Here is a 22,670-nt window from a genome sequence, read left to right on the forward strand (position 1 = left end):
AAATCCTAAAAAGTATGCTGAAGTAATTTTGACAATTTGTGGAGTAGTAAGATTCCGAATTGGGGCACTTGTATTACCAGCAGAAATATACGCGTTTACCTGAGAGAAAATGAATGCACATAGCCACGTTTTTTTGTCGGATTATTAACAACAAATATCTCAAACTCCTATTCTCTCGTCGAAACTAGCTAATTGCTCTCACTGGCGATCGCACCCTATAAGTTAGTCACAGAGACACTTGGGCGGTTTTCGGAGATGTCTAATTATCGCTAATTTTACTGAACCAAAAAACAGCTTTAGTAAGCCAAAGTAGCTTTAGAAACCTCTCTAAGGAATATATTGATGTCCCGTAAAAAACGTACATCCCGTGTTCTTGAAAAAGCTGAGTTGAGATCCGCTGGACTAAAAGCAATTGATTCAAATATGAGTTTTGGTGATGATTGCGATTTGCAAAACTTGAGTCAAGCAATTGAACAGTTAAGAACCATGCTTGATGCTTATAACACTGCCTTAACTGTAATTGATTCTTCTAAAACTAAAATTGATGCGATGGAGAAAACCCTCAGTAATCTTACAGATAAGATGGTCAGAGGAGTTGCTTTTAAATATGGCAAAGATAGCAGCGAATATGAAATGGCGGGTGGGATTCGCGAGAGTGAACGGATTCGCAAAAGCAGATTGAGTCGCTTGAAAGCTGCTGGTGGAGAAGCATCAGATAAAAATCCTAAAAATACCTAATACAGCCCGGATAAAAGCATAAAACAGCAGGGAAAGCAATGTTCTTACAAGGGATCTAGGGAAGGAACAAAGGCACTTGGCTGATTACAATTATTTTCTCAATTATTGCAATTGTTTATGGTAAAGCATAACCTATTGCAATTTTTTATATTTACTAACGGTCTTTGATAAACAATAGTTATATACAGCTACTATCATGCATCATCATGCATATTAAATCGGGCATTTTGTAGTTATATCTAATATTTTAGAATACTGAGACTCTTACTGCATAGTGTTTTCAACCATTTTACTTGTCTAAATACTGATTAGAGTTTATAGTGATACGGTGTTTTCCGTTCCTTGTCTCGGCAGATTCATAACATGATTTATTCTGGCAAATTACACAAGTATTTTGCGGGCATTTCTTTGTCTGTAATTTTAGTAGGTGACTTAGTTCTCATACAAAAAACTGCTCCAGTTTTAGCTGAAACTATAAATACATCGGTCGGCGAACCTGTGACATTCAGTTGCAATGATAGTGAAGCGACAATCGCAGCTAAAAATGGTCCCAAAGTAGCTAATGGGACAGCAAGAATTTACATTGGTTATCAGCAATTCTCAAATAACAAAAACCCTATAACTATCCGCTTTAATAATGGGATAAAAGCATGGTGTCGTGATGATTACGAGACAACAGGCGATGATGGTACAGGTTACGGATTGTATTGGAATGGAAGTGATGTTTTATATGGCATTTACTCTTCTACAGGCAGTCAGACAGGTAACAATTTTAGCCGTTTTGCCAGTGGTCGGTGGTTGTCTAGCTATGGTAATGGAGGCGGGCCAAAAGTCGCAGTGATAGCCCGGATTAATCCAGCTAATGGCCAGGTTGATTATGCCACATTTTTATCTTCTAAAAAGGCAGATAATGGACAAACTAACTCTTTACTTGTCAATTATCTATCATGGAATGGCACAAATTTAACTGTGAAAGCTCAGTCATGGTGGACTCCTCGTGGCACTAATACAAATTCCATGAATTGCTCTGGTTTATCACCTTATCAATACACAGCCACGTTTACAAGCGATTTAAGAACGATGACCTCAGCTTCAGCCAGTACTTGTTGGTAAAAGGAAAAATTTAGCTTTCAAATTAAGGAAACATATTGTTTCCAGTTGTTTAAGAATTAACAACAACCCTGGCGAATCGAATTTACAACCTTAAATCCCCAACTTCTTATGGATTTAAGGTTTTCTTGTTGTTCGCAAATGATTTAAAATTGACTTTGTAGAAACAGCGATTCATCGCGTCTCTTGCCTTAACCGAATTGAAAGTAACGCTTCATTTAGGGACACGAACGAAGTTTTGCGTCGATTCGTGCCCTAGACACAATGGAATAGCTATTGCTCCAGAATTCCCAGAGGTACCAACATGACTGTTATCACTCCTGATAGTCTCATCGTGGAGGAAAGCCCCTCTCACGCCGCGCATAAACCAAATCGTATGCTCTGGATCAGCGAAGCAGGAGGACTTACCCAGTTCGGCGCGTTTATCGAAGTCTTGCAGCCTGGCTCTCGTTCGTCAATCAAACATTGGCATAGTGCTGAGGATGAAATGGTCTATGTCCTCGAAGGCGAGATCGTGCTCATCGAAGGAGACGCAAAGACTGTACTACGTCCTGGCGACGCCGCAACTTTTCAAGCAGGAGTGCCGATAGGCCACTTTCTCGAGAATCGTAGCTCCAAGGCAACGCAATGCCTGATAGTCGGCACTCGAGCGGAAGTAGACACAATCACGTATCCTGACCACGATCGGGTTTGTCACCGTGACCGATCGCTGCCAGACGACATTTGGACTAACGGTGCGGGAGAACCTGCCTCGAGTCCCTACTAGAAATGATTGCTGGATGCTTTTTGTACGCGCAGCGTGCGGCTGTGTAGAAATGCCCGACAATGTTCTCGCTAGGTGCACTATCAAAGCGTCGCCTAACAAGTTGCTGCACCGGAACGCCACAAGTTGGTCGGTTGAGTTGCCAAGGTTGTCTGCGTCCGGTGAGTTTGGTCGTTAAACACCCAGATTTTGCTGCATCTGTTCCTAATTGTTCCCATTTGGACGCTGAATAATTGTCTCCACCACCCGCCGCTTGGCTTTGGGATCGATACCTACTAAGCGCACATACTCACCGCTATATTCTGCCAGAGTTGCCTCCAAATTTGAGATGGCATCAGTCTCAGCATCAATGTGGCTATGAACACAAGTTTGCCAAGAACCTGTGCGGAAGCGGCGCTCATCTACGTGTTCAATACTAATTTTGTAACCTTGAGCCAATAATTCCCTAATTTGAGCTTGTGTATCTAGAGTCAAATGTGGACTGGATGCTTCCTGTTTCTGAAATCCATTTGTTTTTACTTCTTGGGTTGGGCTATTTAACGGCTGACTAATTGGTTTAATTGGTGTTACAACAGCAGGTGGTGTGGATTGAGAATTTCTACCTCGATTGAGACGATTGTAATCATCAACCAAATGGGAATTTTCTACCCGTTTTTGTTCGCCAACCAGGAAGTTTCCAGACTCGATTAAGTGAGACAGCCTGAAATCTGGCTTTTGAAATTCTGGTGGGCCTTTAGCGCTGTTAACCACACTCAAGGATATCTGCTCAAAACCTACTTTATGAATGTAGTTGCGGATTTGTTCGTCATAAATGCGCGATCGCAAAGCGCTAAAAAAGTCAATGGACTGATTGACAAAAGTATCAACTAGCTGTTCAACTTCCTTCTGTGACAGTCCATCCTGTTCAAAAATCCCCTTGACAATTCCCACTTTATCGTCTCTATTTGGTTCCCAGTAGAATTTCTCCATCCGTCCATCCCGAATTAACGGTGCATAGAGGGTGGAAAAATCATTACCTGTGACAATAATCGGCACACGATGTAAAGGTGTGGAATCATAGCTTCCCGGCAACTGCACATCTGTGGGATTATCAGCAATATTCATCAGTGTGGCATTCACCAACTGCGTGTTTACAGTATATTGAGTCCCTTCATCAAAGCGTCCTGCACCAGCATCTAAATCGTTAATCATCAGTACGCACATTTTGCCGCGTACTTTGATCAGTTCTGCTGTTTCCCGATAGCGCAACCGAATCAACCGCGCTGGATCTCCCGCATCTGGACTTTCCAATTCGCCACCAGATATGTTAGTGACTTCGATACCCATTTTCTCGAAGACTAATTGACATTGAAATGTTTTACCTTCTCCTTTGCGTCCATGAATACCCAGTATCACGGGAACTCGCACGCCAGGAAGCTTCAGGAAGTTTTTGGTAATGTGGACAGCAAGTTTGTCCAAAAAGCGGGGAGCGATGTAGTAACCCATGAGTTTATGTGATGAAAAATTAACACTTCTAAGGTTAATGTTAATTTTTTTTGGGGATAGCGATCGCTTTTCTTTCAGACAAGCTTGTGTTTATTCATCTGTTGGGTTGATTAGACATCTCGCAAAAGTAACAAATGCCAAGATATTGGAGAAAGGTTACTGGGTTTGGGAAAATTCCATACCTTTACCCTTTTCCCCACAATGCCAAGAAGTCTATTATCTGTTGCCAAAGTTGAACGCACGCCCAAGCATGGAAGGAGTGAAAACTGCTGTTATTTGGTAGTGCCAAAGATTTGATTACAATATCAAATGATTTTAATAAGCCATTTGTATAATTCCAGAATTACTTATATTAGTCTATTTTTGAGAAGAGAGCGTGTTTTCAAACACGCCCCAGTATTGCATATCGCTATAGTTAATGGAAATCGTTTGTATCTCCTAAGTAGGTAGACATAATATAAAATAAACTCCTAGTTTGTAGTGAGCGATTTATCGCTCAGAGTAAGGATTATCAGGACTAAAGTCCTGACTACAAACTTGTAATTTATTTCTGCCTAGAGACTTACGTCTCATTACCCGAAACTTCTTTGAAAGCAGACAACACGTCTTCTGTTAATGTATTTGGGTTGTTAGGATCGTTAGGCAATACAATACCGCGATTAACAAGAGCAGAATTAATCCTACTGTTTAGTACTGAATCAGGAGGCGTTTCGCCACCGTATACACTTTTCAATTCCTCATCATCTGTTACTTCCTCAATAAACATAACTGGAGCTTGATTTAAATCGACGTTATTTTTAATTTTGTTTTTAGTCATAAATCACATCCGAATTACGCATTGTTAGCTAATTATTGAATGCATACTTAATGTATCATTTCAAAAAAGCAAAAATCAAGGGTTGATATCGAAAAAACCTACTTTTATAACTAATTTTGCTACTTTTTGGATTAATGTAATAAGGCAAGGGCTGAGAGGTTGTTTGAAAAGTCGTAAAGTATACCATAGACCCCTCTCCAAACCTCTCCCCGAAACGGAGAGAGGCTTTAAAACCCCCATTCCCTTGTAGGGAAGGGGGGCTAGGGGGGTTAGGTTTCAGAAGTCTAGAAGTTACCAAAAATACTTTTAAAACATCCTCTGAGGACGCGATCGCGCTTTTTGGCAGTGTGCCAGTTGAAAAATGTTTAGCCCAACGCTGTCGGTGGCTTTTCATATTATGGCAAAAACGATTGTAAAAAACCTTGAAAGTGTAGTCTCAACGTTACAATTGGCCCAATACTTTATTTGCACTTGTTGTGGTTTAACATCACTTTTGATTTAATTTTACTTCTGTAATGCTGATGGATACTTATAATATAGGAATTAAAATTTAACTATGGAAACACAACCGATACAAGTAATTGGAGGTGGACTAGCTGGGACAGAAGCAGCTTGGCAAATAGCGCAAGCTGGAGTGCCAGTAATTCTGCATGAAATGCGTCCAAAGCGATTTAGTCCGGCTCATCATACAGAACATTTAGCAGAATTAGTGTGTAGTAATTCCTTTGGGGCAATGGCAAGCGATCGCGCGGCGGGATTATTGCACGAAGAGTTACGCCAACTCGGTTCGATTGTCATATCAAAAGCTGATGAACACGCCGTACCGGCTGGTGGGGCGCTAGCCGTAGACAGGGGACAATTTGGCCAAGATTTAACAGAAACTTTAGCGAGTCATCCTTTAGTTGAATTCCGTCGGGGTGAAGTGTCTGCGATTCCTGAAGGGATTGTGGTTTTAGCAACCGGGCCTTTAACTAGTCCCGATTTAGCAGAAGATTTGCGCCGCTTTACGGGGATGGAATACCTCAGCTTTTTTGATGCAGCCAGTCCGATTATCGTCGGAGAATCGATTAATCGTGACATTGCTTTTATGGCATCACGTTATGACAAAGGTGAAGCCGCTTATCTCAACTGCCCAATGAATAAAGAGCAGTACTTGCACTTTCGAGAAGAACTCTGTAAAGCTGAACAAACAGAACTCAAGGGTTTTGAACGAGAAACAGCGAAATTTTTTGAAGCCTGTTTGCCCATAGAAGAACTAGCACAGCGCGGGGAAGATACCATGCGTTACGGCCCCCTAAAGCCAGTGGGATTGTCAGATACTCGCACAGGAGAACGCCCTTATGCTGTGGTGCAGTTACGACAAGAAGATAAAGCTGGTCAACTATGGAACATGGTAGGATTTCAAACTAATCTGCGTTGGGGCGAACAAAAGCGCATATTTCAATTAATTCCCAGTTTAGAAAAAGCAGAGTTTGTCAGGCTGGGAGTGATGCACCGCAACACTTTTATTAATGCTCCTCAGTTAATGCATCCTACCTTGCAATTTAAAGAGCGTCCGACATTGTTAGCAGCTGGACAATTGATTGGTACTGAAGGTTATACTGCTGCGGCTGCGGGTGGTTGCTTGGCAGGAATTAATGCAGCGCGATTAGCCTTGGGTAAAGAAGCTTTGATTTTACCACCAACAACAATGATCGGTGCGTTATTAGAATTTATTAGTTCCGCTTCGCCGAAGCATTTCCAACCAATGCCGCCTAACTTTGGGATTTTTCCCGATTTAGGAATGAAAATCAAAAGTAAACCAGAGCGTTATGGACGTTACCGCGATCGCTCTTTAGCTGATTTGGCAAATTGGAAAGCTAATTGTAATTAATGGGCATTGGGCATTGATTATCCCCCTTGTCCCCCCATTTCCCCATCTCCCCACCTCTATCTATTTTTTAATAGTGACTAATCCGTGTATGCCTAGCGCTGTAATTACACCTCCTAGCAATCCCCAGGTACCATCGGCAAATACGTTAATGCGATGAATGTAGGTGCGATGATAGGCATACTCTAACTGTCTATCATTTACTATTCCTCCGACCTCTACCACGTTTTCCACATAGTTTTCAGCTTTGATCAGTGCTGCATAATCGAGATTAAACCAATACAACGATACTCCCACCACCGCCAAACCTGGAAAAACTAAGGTAATTAAAAGAATTGCTATGCGTGCGTTCATACATCTCACCCGCTAATAAACCTGCTCAATGCTGACATACTTAGAATCCTTGTGTTACAACTTGGCAGGCCAATTTAATAATGCGTTGGAGTGAGTGAATCAGATTTTGGGAATAATCCTCATAGTGTTTGAAAGCATCGTTTTAGTTAGGTTCGCACTATGAGAGGGCGATTTCTAGAAAAAAAGCAGATTTATTGCTGTTTATCTATTGCATTTTGCTGTATTTTGTGGATATGTTTAGCATTAATTCCAGCCGACGCAACGTCTACAGAGTCTATTGATACTCTGCGACAACAGCAGCAACAAATGAACCAGCAGCGTCAGGGTGTAGTTGGAGAGCGCGATCGCTTAACTAATCTCCAACAAGAGGCCCAGAAACACCTCACTGGTTTAAAGCAAAATCTGCAAACTACAGATAGCTATCTTCTAGAGAGCGAATCACGATTACAACTTGCTAGCCAACGCCTCCAGCAGTTAGAAGCTGATTTAGATGTGGCAGAACGTTCGTATCAGGAGCAGCAAATCGCAACAGTAGCACGATTGCGTTATCTCCAGCGATCGCCTGCTTTTGCGGGATGGGCAGTTTTGCTCGAAAGTGAAAATATCAGCGACTTTTTCAGCCGTCGTCATCAGTTGAAGTTAGTGTTTCAAGCAGATCAGAAAATTTTGGTAAAACTCAACACCCAAGCAAACTCGATTGATAAACAAAAAACGGAAGTAGAACAGCAAAAAAACGAAATTGGCTTAATTCGCGAGCAACTGTTGGCACAAAAAGCTGATTATCAAACCCAGGCGCAATCGCAATCAGAATTAATTCAACGCCTGAATAGCGATCGCCTCGCCTTAGAAGCTGCACAAAATCAGCTAGAAAGAGAATCCAAAAATCTGGAAGTTTTGATTCAACAAAAGGTAGCAGAAGCCCAAGAAAAAACCAACAGCCGAACAGGTATCATCATTCGGGGAACTGGTGTAATGGCATATCCTAGCGATGCTCCTACTAGCAGTCCTTTCGGCTGGCGGATACACCCAATTCTTGGCTATCGTCGCTTTCATGCCGGGTTAGATTTTGCCGCCAGCTATGGTAGTAAAATTCGGGCAGCCGATTCTGGAACAGTAATTTTTGCTGGCTGGTATGGTGGTTATGGTAGAGCAGTAATTATCGACCACGGCAATGGCATGACTACACTCTACGGTCATACCAGCGAGTTGTATGTTTCTGAAGGACAAGCAGTTGAACGCGGACAAGCGATCGCATCTGTCGGTTCCACAGGTTTCTCAACTGGCCCTCACCTCCACTTTGAAGTTCGTCGCAATGGTACACCCGTAGACCCAGCTAATTATCTTTAAAGCTGCGAATTTGATTGCAGACGTGCTATAATATTGAAGAATGAGGGCGCGTGGCTCAGTGGATAGAGCAACAGATTCCGGTTCTGTGGGTCGGGGGTTCAAATCCCTCCGCGCTCGTTACCTTTACAGACTAACCACAAAATCGAGAGCTTATTTTCTCTCATAGGATAAACCTAATTTATCCTATGAGACAGAATCGGAATGGATAGTCTGGAATACAAAAATTACTGTACGTATGTGGTGATTGATATAACGCTACACTACAGGTTTTGTTTTCTCATTCAGTCTCTCACCCGAATGGCACTAAGAAAAGCCCAAAGGCTTGTATCGTCTTGTTCCTAGCCTGGAGGCTGGGAATCTTTTAAAAGAGGCTCTGCCTCTTGTCAAACTACTGGAGGCGGTAGCCCTTCCAGAATGGGTTTCCTGCCTAGAGGCTCTTAACCAGTCAGAGCAAGGGCTGTATCTTTTCTTAGTGCCATTAGTCTCTCACCCCAATTACCTACCTCAAAATTGTTTTAAAAAATCAAACAACAGGGCATTTGTTGGAGAAATTCTTAAAGTAGAGGTAGAGGCTAAATCTTCCCGATTAGTAGCACATGGGTTTGATGCAACTAGGATTTTTGTGGAGCGCAATTAATTATGACTGCTTTAACCTTACAATTACCTGCTAATCTGCAATTTACTGATGAGGAATTTGCACAAATTGTCGCTGTGAATAAAGAATTACGACTAGAGTTAACTGCTGAAGGGGAATTAATTATCATGTCACCCACTGGGGGAGAAACGGGAAACCGTAATTTTGATTTATTAGGTCAGATATGGTTTTGGAGCAATCAAAATAAGCTCGGAAAAGCTTTTGATTCTTCTACTGGGTTTAAACTGCCAAATGGGGCAACTCGTTCACCTGATGCTTCTTGGATAAGGATACAAAGATGGGAAGCTCTTACCCCAGAACAAAGAAAGAAATTTATTCCTTTGTGTCCTGATTTTGCAGTGGAATTAGTCTCTGAAACTGATGATGTAGAAGATACTAAAACCAAAATGACAGAATATTTAGCAAATGGCTTACAACTCGGTTGGTTAATTAATCCTAAAGAGAAACAAGTAATAATTTATCGCCCAAATCTGGTACCTGAAGTTTTACAATCTCCCACAAGTTTATCGGGTGAAGATGTTCTCCCTGGTTTTATTTTAAATTTACAGCAGATTTTTGCATAGATAGACTGATTATATGGTTTTCCAGTACACTAATGCATTTGTTACTATAGCATCTGTTAATTGTGAGGAGTTAGTGAATTTCTATACTAGATTTCTGGAGCAAAAGCCAGTTATTTTGATTCCAAAAGTCTATGCTGAGTTTAATTTAGTTAGTATGCGATTAGGTATTTTTAAACCAAAGAACACAAATGAGTCGGAATTTGAAGCGATTGCCAAAAGTAAGATAAGTTTGTGTTTAGAAGTAAGTAACTTAGAAGATGCGATCGCTCACCTCACTGCTTTGGGCTATCCTCCACCAGGAGACATTTCCATTGCTTCTCACGGCAGAGAAATATATGCTTATGACCCTGATGGCAATCGTCTGATTTTACATCAAGCTGCTATAGAAAATCATTAGTCATTTGCAAACGACAAATGACTAATGACAAAGGACAAATAACAAAGGACAAATAAAAAAATGGCTATAACTCAAAACTATAAATTAAACCTGATTCAATGGTATCCAGGTCACATTGCGAAAGCTGAAAAGAAGCTCAAAGAACAGCTAAAGCGTGTAGATGTGGTGTTTGAGGTACGAGATGCTCGGATTCCCTTAGCAACTCACCATCCCCAAATAGGTGAGTGGGTAGAAGGTAAAAAACGGGTGTTGATACTTAACCGAGTAGATATGATTACACCACAAATGCGATCGCTGTGGATCGATTGGTTTAAACGTCAAGGAGAAGTCCCTTATTTTACCAACGCTCAACATGGTAAAGGTATAGCAGAAGTAGCGCGGGCAGCGCAAGCTGCTGGGGTAGAACTCAATCAAAGAAGAAGCGATCGCGGGATGTTACCCCGTCCAGTGCGAGCTGTGGTGATTGGTTTTCCCAATGTCGGTAAATCAGCTTTGATTAACCGCCTGTTGGGAAAGCGAGTTGTGGAAAGTGCAGCTCGTCCTGGGGTAACTCGCCAACTACGCTGGGTGCGAATTTCCGAACATTTAGAATTGCTTGATGCTCCTGGTGTCATCCCTTTAAGATTAGAAGACCAAGACGCAGCCTTGAAATTAGCTATTTGTGATGATATCGGTGAAGCATCTTACGATAACCAGTTAGTAGCAGCAGCCTTAGTGGATTTACTCAACTATTTAGAAGCTGTAGCAGGAGATTTATTACCAAAAAAACCATTACAATCTCGTTACCAACTCGATTCAACATCAGACACCGGAGATACCTATTTACACGCCTTGGCAGAGCATCGTTACAAAGGTGATGTAGAGCGAGCAGCAAGGCAACTTTTAACAGATTTTCGTAAGGGATTGTTGGGTGAAATGAGTTTAGAATTACCACCAAATTAAATCTAAATTAAAATAGTAAAAATTAGGAAATCTATTTGATTTTTAACAGGACTTACGCAAGTGTCACAAGCAATGGCGCGGCTATGTTGTGCGCGCCAAACAACTAGGCGATAAACATGATAACGTCTTGACTTTTAATTGCAAAGATAAATAATTTGATAAATTGTTTAACCAGTTTTATAAGCTAAATCTTTGAGTTTAAACCAGACGAAAATAGCGCAGTCAATATGATTTATGGGAGTAGCACATAGTTACTGAAAAATGCGATCGCGCGTTAGATACTGCCACTCACAAACTAAATTAGAGATTTCCAAGAAATAAATTATCCAAATAAACGCAGACGCATACTCCTACAAAGAAGCAAGCTACGCAAAGTGTCTGTCTGCGACACGCTGTTCGCGTTCGTAGAAAAGCGGCTACTCTACGAAAACGCCAAAGGCGAAGCCGCAGGCTACCACTCCAAGCGCAGAGAACACAAAAAGAGAAGAAGAGAGAATTTTTGCGTCAGTTTTGAGATATTTTTATTTGGAAGTTTCTTAATACTTTTTTCATGTTGCCTCATGCCTTTGTTTGTCAGGTCAAAAACTCTTTGACGGAGTTCTGATACTACTTTGGGAAATCATCAAAATGCGTTCTCCACATCGATATAAAGGTGTTTGCATTCCTACTTTTTGGCTCCAGTGCCCTATACCAATGTAACTTTTCTAATGGTTGTTACCCAATTTATGGTAGCGGGAATTATAACACTAGTATAAAGAGATTTTCGTAAAAGTTTATGAGCGCAAAAGTTGATGGAACTTTAAGGATTGCCGGCTGCCAAATCATCGAGCAGCTTTATTCAGGTTCTCGTACTCAAGTGTATCGGGCAATTCGAGAATGCGTAGGCGCAGCCAGCCGCAGGCATCGCCTACCAGTTGTCATCAAACTCTTAAAACGAAAATACCCAACTTTTAGCGAATTAGTCCAGTTTCGCAACCAATATGCGATCGCTAAAAACCTAGATATTCCCGGCATTATCAAACCCTACAGCCTAGAAGCCCATCATAATGGCTATGCCCTAGTCATGGAAGACTTTGGTGGTGTTTCCCTGCGGCAATTTACTCAAGGAAAAACACTGACATTAGAGCAATTCTTACCCATTGCTCTGCAACTACTAAACACTTTACACCAGTTACATCAACAGCGCGTCATTCACAAAGACATCAAGCCAGCCAACATCTTGATTCACCCTGACACGAACCAAATCAAGCTGATTGACTTTAGTATTGCCTCGCTCTTACCACGAGAAACCCAGGAACTTCAGAGCCTCAATGGACTAGAGGGAACGTTAGCCTATCTGTCGCCAGAGCAAACCGGACGGATGAACAGAGGCATTGACTACCGCAGTGACTTCTATTCTTTAGGTGTGACTTTCTTTGAATTACTGAGTGGAAAATTGCCCTTTGAGTCCTATGAACCGATGGAGTTGGTGCATTACCACATTGCGAAACTTCCACCTAGCTTGTGCGATTTCAACCCCAAATTGCCCTTGATGCTGGGCGAAATTGTCCGCAAACTAATGGCGAAGAACGCCGAAGACCGCTATCAAAGTGCGCTAGGACTTAAACATGACCTTGTTACCTGCTTAGAACAGTGGCAAGAAACAGGCAAACACACCTGGTTTGATTTAGGACAGCGAGATATTAGCGATCGCTTTCTCATACCCGAAAAACTCTATGGGCGGGAATCGGAGGTAAAGACCTTATTAGAAGCATTTGGTGATGTGGCCAATGGTGGCTCTCAACTGATGCTAGTGGCAGGTTTTTCTGGTATTGGCAAAACCGCAGTCGTCAATGAAGTGCATAAACCGATTGTGCGCTGGAACGGCTACTTCATCAAGGGCAAATACGACCAGTTCAACCGCAACATTCCTCTGTCTGCTTTTGTCCAAGCCTTTTGCGATTTGATGGCACAGTTGCTTAGGGAAAGCGATACTCAACTGGAGCAATGGCAGAGCAAGATTTTAGCGGCACTTGGAGAGAATGGGCAAGTCCTGATCGAGGTGATTCCTGAACTAGAGCAGCTGATCGGCAAACAGCCTGCGATCGCTGAACTATCCGGTGGTGCAGCACAACACCGTTTCAATCTGCTGTTCCAAAAGTTCATTCAGGTGTTTGCGACAAGAGAGCATCCGTTAGTGATGTTTCTCGATGACTTGCAGTGGGCTGATTCGGCATCGCTGAATTTGCTGAAGTTGTTGATGGCTCAGAGCGATTGCAGCCATCTATTTATTATTGGCGCATACCGCAACAACGAGGTGTTTGCGGCTCATCCACTGATGTTGACGCTAGATGAAATTGAAAAAACTTCTTCTGGCGTCAAAACCTTGAGCCTAGCTCCCTTGAGTCAAGCAGATGTGAACCATTTGATTGCCGACTCGCTCAGTTGTGCAACAAAACAAGCACTGCCGTTGACAGAGTTGGTTTATCAAAAAGCCAAAGGCAATCCTTTTTTCACAACTCAGTTTTTGAAAGCGCTACATGAGGATGGGCTGATTACCTTTAATTGGGAGGCAGGTTTTTGGCAGTGTGATGTAGCGCAAGTGCGATCGCTTGCTCTAACTGATGATGTGGTGGAATTTATGGCACAACAACTTCAAAAATTGCCCAACATCACTCAAGATGTTCTGAAACTGGCAGCCTGTATCGGCAATCAGTTCGATTTGGCGACGTTAGCGATCGTTTATGAAAAATCGCAAGCAGAAACCGCTTCAGACTTGTGGAAAGCATTGCAAGAAGGATTTATCATTCCTACCAATGAAATTTACAAGTTTTATCAAGATTCCTCATTGGCGATTGGTCATTTGCAAATGACAAATGACAAAGGACAAATGACGGTTTACAAATTCTTGCACGATCGCGTCCAGCAAGCTGCTTATTTCCTGATTCCAGACGAACAAAAACAGATCGCTCACCTCAAAATTGGGCAACTATTACTGACTCATACACCTGTTGCCAAACAAGACGAAAAATTATTTGAAATCGTTAACCAACTTAATATCGGCAAATCCCTAATTGTCGATCTATCTAAGCAAATAGAACTCGCCCAACTCAATCTGAAAGCTGGACAAAAAGCCAGAGCCACAACTGCCTATACAGCCGCATCTGAATATTGCACTACAGGCATCGCCTTGTTAGCTGAAGATATGTGGCAAACGCAGTATGAGTTAACCTTAGCCCTCTATGAAGCTGCCACTGAAGCCGCTTACCTGAGCGGCAACTTTGAACAGATGACACAATTAGCCGCAGTCATAATCGAACACTCTAGAAATCTGTTGGATACGGTCAAGGTCTATGAAGTTCAAATTCAAGCTGCTCAAGCCCAACATCAATTTATAGAAGCAGTGGAGATTGCCCTCAAGATTGTAGAGCGTCTAGGAAACAGCCTTCCAAAGCAACCCAGTCAATCAGATATTGCCAAAGCATTCGAGACGACTAAATCCATTTTGGCTGGAAGGCAACCGCTGGATTTAATCAATTTGCCCCAAATGACAGATCCTAACAAGTTAGCAGTTGTACGGATTCTTGCTGCTGTCACTTCTGCTGCTTTTGTTGTCACTCCAGCGCTGTTACCGTTTATTGTCGTCGAACAGGTCAATTTATCAGTTCAATATGGCAATAGCTCATTTTCGGCAATTGGCTATGGCTACTATGGAATGATACTTTGTGGGATGACAGGAGAGATTGACTCTGGCTATGAGTTTGCACAACTAGCACACTTGTTGCTCGAACATTTCAATGCCAAAGAACTGAAATCTAGAGTCTATGTCGGAATTTACTGTTGCGTGTGGCATTGGAAAGAACCGCTCAAGAACTCCTTAGCGTTTCTCCGGGAAGGCTACGAAGTTGGATTGGAAACGGGAGATTTAGAGTCGGCTGCTATTTGCGGATTCATTTACATCTCATATTGTTGGTTTCTGGGCAAAGAATTAAGCGATCTCAACCGAGAGAGCGCTGCTTTCCGAGATCAGCTTGGACAGCTCAACCAAGAAGGTCTTACCAGCCATCTGACCGTTTTTCAGCAACCAATTTTGAATATGCTTGGCGATTCTGCTGAACCTTGGCAGCTAACTGGAAATGCCTTTAATCGAGAGGAAATTGTGCCAGTTCTCCAGCGATCGGGCGATCAGACTGCGCTGTATTATTTCTATGCCAACCAACTTGGTCTGTGTTATATGTTTGGCAAGTTTGAGTTGGCGGTATCAGCGGCGATCGCTGCTGAAAACTATATAGGTGGTGCTACAGGCTTATTCATAGTTCCGCTCTGCTACACTTATGATTCTCTAGCGCATCTGGCAATCTATTCTCAGGTTTGTGAGGCACAACAGCAAAACATTCTGCAACGGGTAGCTAAAAATCAGGAAAAAATGAAAAAGTGGGCTGACCATGCTCCAGAAAATTACCTGCACAAATTTTATTTAGTTGAAGCCGACCGATACCGAGCCTTAGGGCAGAAATCAGAGGCAATAGATTTGTACGATCGCGCCATAACTTTAGCCAAAGAACATGGCTACATCCAAGAAGAAGCAATTGCCAATGAACTGGCAGCTAAATTCTACCTCAATTGGCACAAAGAGGGAATTGCTCAGTCATATATGACCCAAGCCTACTATGGCTATGCTCGTTGGGGCGCTAAAGCCAAAGTCGCCGATTTGGAACGACGCTATCCCCAACTCCTCGCCCCCATTTTAGAGCAAACCCGTTCTCCCCTCTCAACCAACGAAACTATCTTCACATTGGGGAGTGTCACCTCCACCAGTTCCGCCACTTCCAATAGTAACAGCGTCTCTATTGCTTTAGATTTAGCTACCATTCTCAAAGCTTCCCAAACTCTTTCTAGGGAAATCGAACTCGAAAAACTGCTTTCAGCTTTGCTGCATATCGTCATTGAAAATGCTGGAGCTGATAAATGTGTATTCATACTTTTGCAGTCAGATCGGTTGCTAGTTCAGGCTTTAGCACAGCTTTCCCTGAGCAGTCTACAGAACCAGGCTGCCAGAGTTGATTTTTACCCGATGTTATTCAACCCACAGCCTGTTGAAGACTCAGTTGATGTACCAGTTGGCTTAATTAATAACGTCAAACGCAACTTACAAGCAGCAGTAATTATTGATGCTACGGTGCATCCGCAATTAATCAATGACCCGTATATTCAGCAACAGCAACCCAAGAGTATCTTGTGCAGCCCGATTTTGAATCAGGGTAAGTTGTTGGGCATATTGTACCTGGAAAATAACTCAGCAACCGGAGCCTTTACAAGCGATCGCGTTGAACTGCTGAACTTACTTTGTGCCCAAGCCGCAATTTCTTTGGAAAATGCCCGAATTTACGAAAATTCTCAAAACTATGCTCAACAGTTGGCACAATCTCTAATCAAATTGCAGGCTAGTGAAATCCGCTTCCAAAATTTGGCAAATAATATTCCTGGGATGGTGTACCAATTCCGTCTGGCGGTAGACGGTTCAACTTCAACACCCTATGTTAGCTCTGGCTGTTTCGAGTTATATGGATTAGAGCCAGAATTGGTGATGGCAGGGACGCATAGCCTTTACGCCATGAATCATCCTGACGATCGCCCAGCTATTGCCGAAGCGATCGCCTACTCAGCTCAAAATCTTACACCATTTGAGGAAGAATGGCGGATTATCCTGCCTTCAGGAACCGTGAAATGGATTCAATCTGCGGCTCGACCAGAGCTACAAGCCGATGGGGCAATCATCTGGGATGGGGTGGTGATTGATATTAGCAATGGCAAAGAGGCTGAAGTTTCTCTAGCCAAAGAACGAGAGTTTTTGAATGCCATCATTCACAATATTACCGATGGAATTGTTGTTTGCGATGCAAGTGGCAAATTGACTCTATTTAACAAAGCAACTTGTGAATTTCATGGTCTACCAGTAGAATCATTACCACCAAAACAATGGGCAGAACACTTCGATCTCTATCAACCTGATGGTCAAACACCTCTATCAACCACGGAAATTCCTTTATTTCGCGCCTTGCAAGGAGAAATCGTCGAAAATGCCGAAATGGTAATTGCGCCGAAGCATAGCTCTAGGAGAATTTTGTTAGCTAGTGGACAAGCAATCTTCGATGCTTCGGGTAACAAACTCGGTGCAGTAGTTGTGATGCGAGATATTAGCGAAAGGGCGCGGCTTGAAGCCGAACGCAAACTTGCTGAACTTGCCTTGCAGCAAAAATCACTTGACTTAGAACAAGCGCTAACCGATTTGCAAAACGCCCAATTGCAAATGGTGCAAAGTGAAAAAATGTCAGCACTAGGCAACTTAGTTGCTGGTGTCGCTCACGAAATGAATAATCCTCTCGGTTTTATTGCTGCCAGTCTCAAACAAGCTAAACCTACTATCGCTGATGTTGTTGAACACTTAAAACTGTATCAATCAATTTTGCCCAATGCAAGTGATGAAATCAAAGACCATGCCGAAGAAATCGACTTGGATTATAGCTTAGAAGACATACCCAAGATGATTGATGCCATGTCGATGGCGTGCGATCGCCTGAAAAATATTAGCACCAGTTTACGAACTTTCTCGCGTGCCGATAAAGATTATAAAGTACCATTTAATATTCACCAAGGCATCGACAGCACGATTTTAATTTTGAAACATCGTCTCAAGGCTAACGATCAACGTCCAGCAACTGAAGTGATAACTGAATACGCCACTTTACCTCAAATTGAGTGTTTCCCTGGACAACTAAATCAAGTGTTTATGAATCTACTAGCAAATGCTATTGATGCCTTGGAGGAATCGAATATCGATCGAAGTTTTGACGAAATTAAAGCAAATCCAAACTGCATTAAAATTACCACTACAGTAGAAAATAATTTAGTTAAAATTACAATCGCTGATAATGGTAAGGGGATCGAGGAAGAAGTAAAACAAAAAATGTTTGACCATTTATTTACGACAAAAGCTGTCGGTAAAGGCACAGGATTAGGACTTGCGATCGCTCGTCAAATCGTTGAAGAGATCCACAACGGAAAATTGCATTTCAACTCAGTTCTGGGTAAGGGAACAGAATTTATCATTGAAATTCCAGTATAATTTTTAGCTCTTGTCACTCGGCGTAACTTTCTACAAATTACTTACAGGAGGATTGGGATTGGCGTAGACGCTTCATCGGCTTGCCACAGGCATCGCTGGCCAAATTATTCTATAAAAACGTGGCAAAGCGATCGAAGTGAATTCTAAACTTGGCGAAGGAACTGAATTTGTGATTCAGCTACCGTTGTTGGCATAAACGAAAAAGGACTGACAAGATTGCGACCTTAGAAATCGGCCATTCCCAGTCAGAGACTGGGAACAAAGCAAATTCCTAACTCCAAACTTTTTACGCTTTTCCAGCAGCCACCACCGAGTTTTTTACCAAAAGTTCCATCGCTGCTTGATATTGCAAATCCGCTTCAGTACCAATCTGTTCGCGGTTAATGGCTGGTTGGGAAATAACTTTATCTGGCTTAATACCTAGTTTGTTAATATCTCGGTGTTCAGGAGTTTCATACTTAGCAATTGTGACTGCTAAACCCGAACCATCTGATAGTTCAAACAAGGATTGAATTAATCCCTTGCCAAAGGTAGTTTCGCCTACCAACTGGGCACGACCGTTATCTTGGAGTGCGCCAGCAAGAATCTCACTGGCACTGGCAGTTCCTTGATTTACCAAAATCACCAGAGGATCTTTCGTTAGAGCTGGCCCAAAGGCTTCAAAACTACCTTGAATACCTTGTCGGTTAACGGTGTAAACAATAGTGCCAGAATCTAACCAGAGACGAGCAATTTCAATTCCTGATTGCAATAATCCCCCAGGATTATTTCGTAAATCTAGAATGTAGGCAGCAGCGCCTTTTTTTTCTAGACTAGAAATAGCGTGTGCCAATTCCGTTGAAGCGTTGGCATTAAATTGTGTAAGACGTAGGTAGCCAATGGGTGTACCCTCAGCAGAAACACGCAAATCTGAAACCACAGGGTTAAGGGCAATGCGATCGCGTGTCAGTCTAATTTCCGTTTCTGCCTCTCCGTCCCGTTCGATTACGAGAGTCACAAGGCTGCCACTGGGCCCGCGCATTCTGGTAGCAGCTTCATCAAGGGTGAGATTTTCTGTAGAAACACCTTCAATTTTGAGAATGCGATCGCGTGGTCGAATCCCCGCTTTATCCGCCGGTGAACCGGCGATGGGAGCCACTACTTCTAACTTCCCATTCTCAGAATTCAAGGCAATTTGCAATCCTACCCCAGTCAGTTCCCCAGAAGTATTGACCTGCAAGCTGCGGTATTGTTCTGGATCTAAAAAGCGGGTAAAAGGATCGTCGAGGCTCTTGAGCATCTTCCCAATTGCCTCATAACTGGCATTTGAATCTGGCAGTGGTTTTTCCAGAACCTTTTGCCGCACAGCCGCCCAATTTTGATGATTAAATGTCTCATCTAGATAAGTACGATTAACAATTCGCCAAACTTCCGAAACCAGCTTTTGTTCTCCAGTCAAAGCCAGCGATGGCTGAGTGAGCGTACCCAACGCCAAGCAAACCGCCATTAACAATGAAAATCCAACCCGAAAGACTTGTTTATTCATGAACCCCATTATCAATTCCACCTCAACCCAAATTGCCTAGATAATGCCTACTTCCTCTGTTGTTGATGAAATCTATCTCTCGATTATGTTACTTTTTTTATAGAAGTGGTGCATTTTTCTCATCAAGTTGTTCAGTCAACTGATGCATCGTATCCACTCACCAAAGGATAAAATCTACTTTGTGTCCACCATTTTGTGTGTAGGGGCGTAAAGAGATCGCAATATATTCCATCTTTACAGAGTGTAAAGTTTCTGAAGTCTATTAGCACACTCAAAGCTAAAAAGCAAAGAAAAAAAACTCCTCTTTACTAAAATCCCAAAATTATTAATTGGGAGAGAAGTCTGAGCGAAGGCTTCTGCCGATTCAGAACTTCGGGATTTATCAACCGCAACCGACTTTTAGGAACTTGAGATTGTATGGCTAACGTTTACGACTGGTTTGAGGAACGCCTGGAAATTCAGGCACTCGCCGAAGACGTTACTAGCAAGTACGTCCCTCCCCACGTCAATATCTTTTACTGCCTGGGTGGAATTACCTTGGTTTGCTTTCTCATCCAGTTTGCTACTGGATTTGCTATGACGTTCTACTACAGGCCAACAGTTACTGAAGCTTTTTCCTCAGTGCAGTACATCATGACTGATGTAAACTTCGGTTGGCTAATTCGCTCCATCCATCGCTGGTCTGCCAGCATGATGGTGTTGATGATGATTTTGCACGTCTTCCGGGTTTATCTCACTGGTGGTTTCAAAAAGCCCCGCGAATTGACCTGGGTAAGTGGTGTGATCCTTGCTGTAATCACCGTTTCCTTCGGAGTTACCGGCTATTCTCTACCTTGGGATCAAGTTGGCTACTGGGCTGTGAAAATCGTTAGCGGCGTACCAGAAGCAATTCCTGTGGTAGGAGTTCTGATTTCCGACCTATTGCGCGGCGGTTCCAGTGTTGGTCAAGCAACACTAACTCGTTACTACAGCGCACACACATTTGTACTGCCTTGGTTGATTGCAGTATTCATGCTGTTTCACTTCTTGATGATCCGCAAGCAAGGCATTTCCGGGCCTTTGTAATCTCAGCTATTAGCGAAAGGCAACATTTGTCAGTTTTCAGATCGAGCTTGTTTGTTTTAAACTTATGAAACACAAGAAATTAATTGCACATAAGTTCCAAAAAACAAATACTTGTATCTGGAGCGTAAAGCTATAGAAAACTTCAGGCGGATGACTGTAGATATAGAAACGCTGTTTCCTGCCTTTTGCTTGCCTAGTAGCTGATAGCTTTCACAAATGCTTTAATTTAACTTAAGCAGGAGAGCACATTTCAAAATGTCAACACAAAAAAAACCTGACCTGAGCGATCCTCAGTTAAGAGCCAAACTCGCTAAAGGCATGGGTCACAACTACTATGGTGAACCCGCTTGGCCAAATGACTTACTTTACGTCTTTCCAATTGTGATCATGGGTTCCTTCGCTGCAATTGTGGCTCTAGCCGTGCTAGATCCGGCAATGACCGGTGAACCAGCAAATCCTTTCGCCACACCATTGGAAATTTTGCCAGAGTGGTACTTGTATCCAGTTTTCCAAATTTTGCGATCGCTTCCTAACAAACTTTTAGGAGTGTTAGCAATGGGTTCCGTACCAGTAGGTCTAATCCTCGTTCCCTTTATTGAGAACGTGAATAAGTTCCAAAACCCCTTCCGTCGTCCAGTCGCAACCACAGTATTCCTCTTTGGTACCCTTGTCACCTTGTGGCTAGGTATTGGTGCTGCTTTGCCATTGGATAAATCTTTGACCTTGGGACTATTCTAAATTAGTCACCACAAAGTTTTTTGACGCCTGTGAGTTTCAAGAGCAGATGCAGATGTGCTTTTGAAAACAATCAACAGGCGTCAATTTTAACAGGAAATGAATTCAGAATTCAGAAGCCAGAATGGGTTAAACGCCCCGAAGAGAGCTAACAGAATTAAATTGTGAACGATAAAGCGGATAACGCCACCCAAAGTGAGTCCGTGTATCTTACGGGAAAACAAGTTATGCATAGCGTATTATAGATACTGTCTGCATAAATGGGTTTAAGTTCCCCACTAAATATGCTTTTTTTAGCGGTCAACAATGATAGTGTTGGATCTGTAGCCAAATCCCCCAGTGTATCCCTCACTGATTTCCTTCTGTTAGCGGATAGCTAAGGTTTAGCCGATTCTGAATTCTTTATTCTGTATTCTTCTTCAATAGTTCAGATTGCTTCTGGGATTTGCAGTTTTGGATAGAAAAGCTATTCCAAAATCTCAAATCATCAAAAGTCAACAAATACAAACATTTCTTACTTACTTAACGTAAGTTGCTAGTTACAACCCTCGTCAATGCCAAAATCATTGATGTTTTGTATTTTGGTACATAGAATATGTCAATTTAGATTTTTTTATGTCAGAGAAATTTTGCCAACAGCGCAGAATTTAATAACTAGCAACTTGGGTTTACTTATATTCAACTCACAGTGAATGCTTAGTATAGTGCAGCAAGACCATCTGACGGTTAAGAGCGAACTCAGGCTCTTAAACCAGGTGCAAGAATGGTTTGAGCAATTTTGTCTGCAACACTTGTCTCAACTTGGCTGGTCAAAAACCCAACTCGATCGCCTCAATTTAGCATTAGCAGAAGGCTTTACCAACGCTGTTCGTCACGCTCATCATGCTTTACCCCCAGAAACAATCATTGAAATTAACGTTTATCTGTGGATTGACCGACTAGAGATTAGAATTTGGGATTATGGAAAACCTTTCAATCCTGATGCGATCGCAGAGCCAGCCCCAGGTACTCTGCAAGTAGGTGGGTATGGATGGTTTCTCCTCCGGCGGTTGGCTGACAAGGTTGTATACGAACGTGGTGCGGATGGTAGAAATTGCCTACTCATTGTCAAGTACTCTGTAGAAGCACAAAAGTCACAGTGAAATAGTTAAAGCTAAAGGAAAGAATAATTCTGATGTCAATTTTGGCTTGTGAGTATA

The 22,670-nt window shown here is 42.4% G+C and carries 17 protein-coding genes and 1 tRNA gene; 14 read left to right on the forward strand and 4 right to left on the reverse strand.

Annotation, left to right across the window (positions count from 1 at the left end):
• The first annotated feature begins 342 nt into the window (after nucleotides 1–342).
• From RMY32_RS24140 to RMY32_RS24155, 4 genes are all read left to right on the forward strand, one after another.
• Nucleotides 343–738: a hypothetical protein gene (locus tag RMY32_RS24140; RefSeq protein WP_322714041.1), complete on the forward strand. Its 396-nt coding sequence runs from the start codon at nucleotides 343–345 to the stop codon at nucleotides 736–738.
• A 363-nt stretch (nucleotides 739–1,101) separates the two neighbouring features.
• A complete protein-coding gene (locus tag RMY32_RS24145) occupies nucleotides 1,102–1,851 on the forward strand; it encodes a hypothetical protein (protein WP_322714042.1) in 750 nt (249 codons plus the stop codon).
• A gap of 373 nt (nucleotides 1,852–2,224) precedes the next feature.
• Nucleotides 2,225–2,614 (forward strand): cupin domain-containing protein, encoded by a 390-nt coding sequence (locus RMY32_RS24150; RefSeq protein WP_322714188.1) that lies wholly within the window; start codon nucleotides 2,225–2,227, stop codon nucleotides 2,612–2,614.
• 59 nt (nucleotides 2,615–2,673) lie between these two features.
• The gene (locus tag RMY32_RS24155) at nucleotides 2,674–2,844 is read left to right on the forward strand and encodes a hypothetical protein (RefSeq protein WP_322690450.1); all 171 of its coding nucleotides are present in this window, start codon (nucleotides 2,674–2,676) and stop codon (nucleotides 2,842–2,844) included.
• On the opposite strand, the gene RMY32_RS24160 is transcribed toward RMY32_RS24155, so the two are convergent.
• Complete coding sequence (locus tag RMY32_RS24160; protein ID WP_322714043.1) at nucleotides 2,816–4,096, reverse strand: ribulose bisphosphate carboxylase small subunit; 1,281 nt, start codon at nucleotides 4,094–4,096, stop codon at nucleotides 2,816–2,818. The two genes, RMY32_RS24155 and RMY32_RS24160, sit on opposite strands and share 29 nt — an antisense overlap.
• 562 nt (nucleotides 4,097–4,658) lie before the next feature.
• On the reverse strand, nucleotides 4,659–4,913 hold the full coding sequence (locus RMY32_RS24165; protein ID WP_322714045.1) for a hypothetical protein: 255 nt from the start codon (nucleotides 4,911–4,913) through the stop codon (nucleotides 4,659–4,661).
• Nucleotides 4,914–5,469: 556 nt separating this feature from the next.
• On the opposite strand from RMY32_RS24165, the gene trmFO reads away from it, so the two are divergent.
• Nucleotides 5,470–6,786 carry an FADH(2)-oxidizing methylenetetrahydrofolate--tRNA-(uracil(54)-C(5))-methyltransferase TrmFO gene (gene trmFO, locus RMY32_RS24170; protein ID WP_322714046.1) on the forward strand — a complete coding sequence of 439 codons (1,317 nt, stop codon included), beginning with the start codon at nucleotides 5,470–5,472 and terminating at the stop codon, nucleotides 6,784–6,786.
• A gap of 60 nt (nucleotides 6,787–6,846) precedes the next feature.
• Here trmFO and RMY32_RS24175 read toward each other — a convergent pair whose 3' ends face one another.
• Nucleotides 6,847–7,137: a hypothetical protein gene (locus tag RMY32_RS24175; protein WP_322675103.1), complete on the reverse strand. Its 291-nt coding sequence runs from the start codon at nucleotides 7,135–7,137 to the stop codon at nucleotides 6,847–6,849.
• Nucleotides 7,138–7,296: 159 nt separating this feature from the next.
• Here RMY32_RS24175 and RMY32_RS24180 point away from each other — a divergent pair, with 159 nt between their 5' ends.
• From RMY32_RS24180 to RMY32_RS24205, 6 genes are all read left to right on the forward strand, one after another.
• On the forward strand, nucleotides 7,297–8,484 hold the full coding sequence (locus tag RMY32_RS24180) for a murein hydrolase activator EnvC family protein (protein ID WP_322714047.1): 1,188 nt from the start codon (nucleotides 7,297–7,299) through the stop codon (nucleotides 8,482–8,484).
• A gap of 44 nt (nucleotides 8,485–8,528) precedes the next feature.
• Nucleotides 8,529–8,601: transfer RNA gene (locus tag RMY32_RS24185), tRNA-Arg, on the forward strand.
• Between the two features lie 522 nt (nucleotides 8,602–9,123).
• On the forward strand, nucleotides 9,124–9,702 hold the full coding sequence (locus tag RMY32_RS24190) for a Uma2 family endonuclease (protein ID WP_322714048.1): 579 nt from the start codon (nucleotides 9,124–9,126) through the stop codon (nucleotides 9,700–9,702).
• Nucleotides 9,703–9,715: 13 nt separating this feature from the next.
• Nucleotides 9,716–10,099 (forward strand): VOC family protein, encoded by a 384-nt coding sequence (locus tag RMY32_RS24195; protein WP_322714049.1) that lies wholly within the window; start codon nucleotides 9,716–9,718, stop codon nucleotides 10,097–10,099.
• 60 nt (nucleotides 10,100–10,159) lie between these two features.
• Nucleotides 10,160–11,041 (forward strand): ribosome biogenesis GTPase YlqF, encoded by an 882-nt coding sequence (ylqF, locus tag RMY32_RS24200; RefSeq protein ID WP_322714050.1) that lies wholly within the window; start codon nucleotides 10,160–10,162, stop codon nucleotides 11,039–11,041.
• 775 nt (nucleotides 11,042–11,816) lie between these two features.
• A complete protein-coding gene (locus RMY32_RS24205; RefSeq protein ID WP_322714051.1) occupies nucleotides 11,817–18,146 on the forward strand; it encodes an AAA family ATPase in 6,330 nt (2,109 codons plus the stop codon).
• Between the two features lie 286 nt (nucleotides 18,147–18,432).
• Here RMY32_RS24205 and ctpA read toward each other — a convergent pair whose 3' ends face one another.
• Nucleotides 18,433–19,680, reverse strand: coding sequence for a carboxyl-terminal processing protease CtpA (gene ctpA / locus RMY32_RS24210; RefSeq protein ID WP_322714052.1), 1,248 nt, complete (start codon nucleotides 19,678–19,680; stop codon nucleotides 18,433–18,435).
• 408 nt (nucleotides 19,681–20,088) lie between these two features.
• Here ctpA and petB point away from each other — a divergent pair, with 408 nt between their 5' ends.
• The 3 genes from petB (at nucleotide 20,089) to RMY32_RS24225 (ending at nucleotide 22,613) form a co-directional block, all read left to right on the forward strand.
• Nucleotides 20,089–20,736 (forward strand): cytochrome b6, encoded by a 648-nt coding sequence (gene petB, locus RMY32_RS24215; RefSeq protein ID WP_322675438.1) that lies wholly within the window; start codon nucleotides 20,089–20,091, stop codon nucleotides 20,734–20,736.
• Nucleotides 20,737–20,991: 255 nt separating this feature from the next.
• Nucleotides 20,992–21,474 carry a cytochrome b6-f complex subunit IV gene (petD, locus tag RMY32_RS24220; RefSeq protein ID WP_069068452.1) on the forward strand — a complete coding sequence of 161 codons (483 nt, stop codon included), beginning with the start codon at nucleotides 20,992–20,994 and terminating at the stop codon, nucleotides 21,472–21,474.
• A 689-nt stretch (nucleotides 21,475–22,163) separates the two neighbouring features.
• Entirely contained in the window at nucleotides 22,164–22,613 is a 450-nt protein-coding gene (locus RMY32_RS24225) for an anti-sigma regulatory factor (RefSeq protein WP_322714053.1), read from the forward strand.
• The last annotated feature ends 57 nt before the right edge of the window (nucleotides 22,614–22,670 follow it).

It is taken from the genome of Nostoc sp. ChiSLP03a (genome assembly GCF_034531215.2).
Classification (GTDB): Bacteria; Cyanobacteriota; Cyanobacteriia; order Cyanobacteriales; family Nostocaceae; genus Nostoc.

Excerpts from the sequence above, each read along its gene's own strand:
- RMY32_RS24155 (WP_322690450.1), top strand. The coding sequence starts at position 2,674 with ATGTTCTCGCTAGGTGCACTATCAAAGCGTCGCCTAACAAGTTGCTGC.
- RMY32_RS24175 (WP_322675103.1), bottom strand. The coding sequence starts at position 7,137 with ATGAACGCACGCATAGCAATTCTTTTAATTACCTTAGTTTTTCCAGGT.
- ylqF (WP_322714050.1), top strand. The coding sequence starts at position 10,160 with ATGGCTATAACTCAAAACTATAAATTAAACCTGATTCAATGGTATCCA.
- RMY32_RS24145 (WP_322714042.1), top strand. The coding sequence starts at position 1,102 with ATGATTTATTCTGGCAAATTACACAAGTATTTTGCGGGCATTTCTTTG.
- RMY32_RS24180 (WP_322714047.1), top strand. The coding sequence starts at position 7,297 with ATGAGAGGGCGATTTCTAGAAAAAAAGCAGATTTATTGCTGTTTATCT.
- RMY32_RS24150 (WP_322714188.1), top strand. The coding sequence starts at position 2,225 with ATGCTCTGGATCAGCGAAGCAGGAGGACTTACCCAGTTCGGCGCGTTT.
- petB (WP_322675438.1), top strand. The coding sequence starts at position 20,089 with ATGGCTAACGTTTACGACTGGTTTGAGGAACGCCTGGAAATTCAGGCA.
- RMY32_RS24190 (WP_322714048.1), top strand. The coding sequence starts at position 9,124 with ATGACTGCTTTAACCTTACAATTACCTGCTAATCTGCAATTTACTGAT.
- trmFO (WP_322714046.1), top strand. The coding sequence starts at position 5,470 with ATGGAAACACAACCGATACAAGTAATTGGAGGTGGACTAGCTGGGACA.
- RMY32_RS24160 (WP_322714043.1), bottom strand. The coding sequence starts at position 4,096 with ATGGGTTACTACATCGCTCCCCGCTTTTTGGACAAACTTGCTGTCCAC.
- RMY32_RS24205 (WP_322714051.1), top strand. The coding sequence starts at position 11,817 with ATGAGCGCAAAAGTTGATGGAACTTTAAGGATTGCCGGCTGCCAAATC.
- RMY32_RS24225 (WP_322714053.1), top strand. The coding sequence starts at position 22,164 with ATGCTTAGTATAGTGCAGCAAGACCATCTGACGGTTAAGAGCGAACTC.
- RMY32_RS24195 (WP_322714049.1), top strand. The coding sequence starts at position 9,716 with ATGGTTTTCCAGTACACTAATGCATTTGTTACTATAGCATCTGTTAAT.
- ctpA (WP_322714052.1), bottom strand. The coding sequence starts at position 19,680 with ATGGGGTTCATGAATAAACAAGTCTTTCGGGTTGGATTTTCATTGTTA.
- RMY32_RS24165 (WP_322714045.1), bottom strand. The coding sequence starts at position 4,913 with ATGACTAAAAACAAAATTAAAAATAACGTCGATTTAAATCAAGCTCCA.
- RMY32_RS24140 (WP_322714041.1), top strand. The coding sequence starts at position 343 with ATGTCCCGTAAAAAACGTACATCCCGTGTTCTTGAAAAAGCTGAGTTG.
- petD (WP_069068452.1), top strand. The coding sequence starts at position 20,992 with ATGTCAACACAAAAAAAACCTGACCTGAGCGATCCTCAGTTAAGAGCC.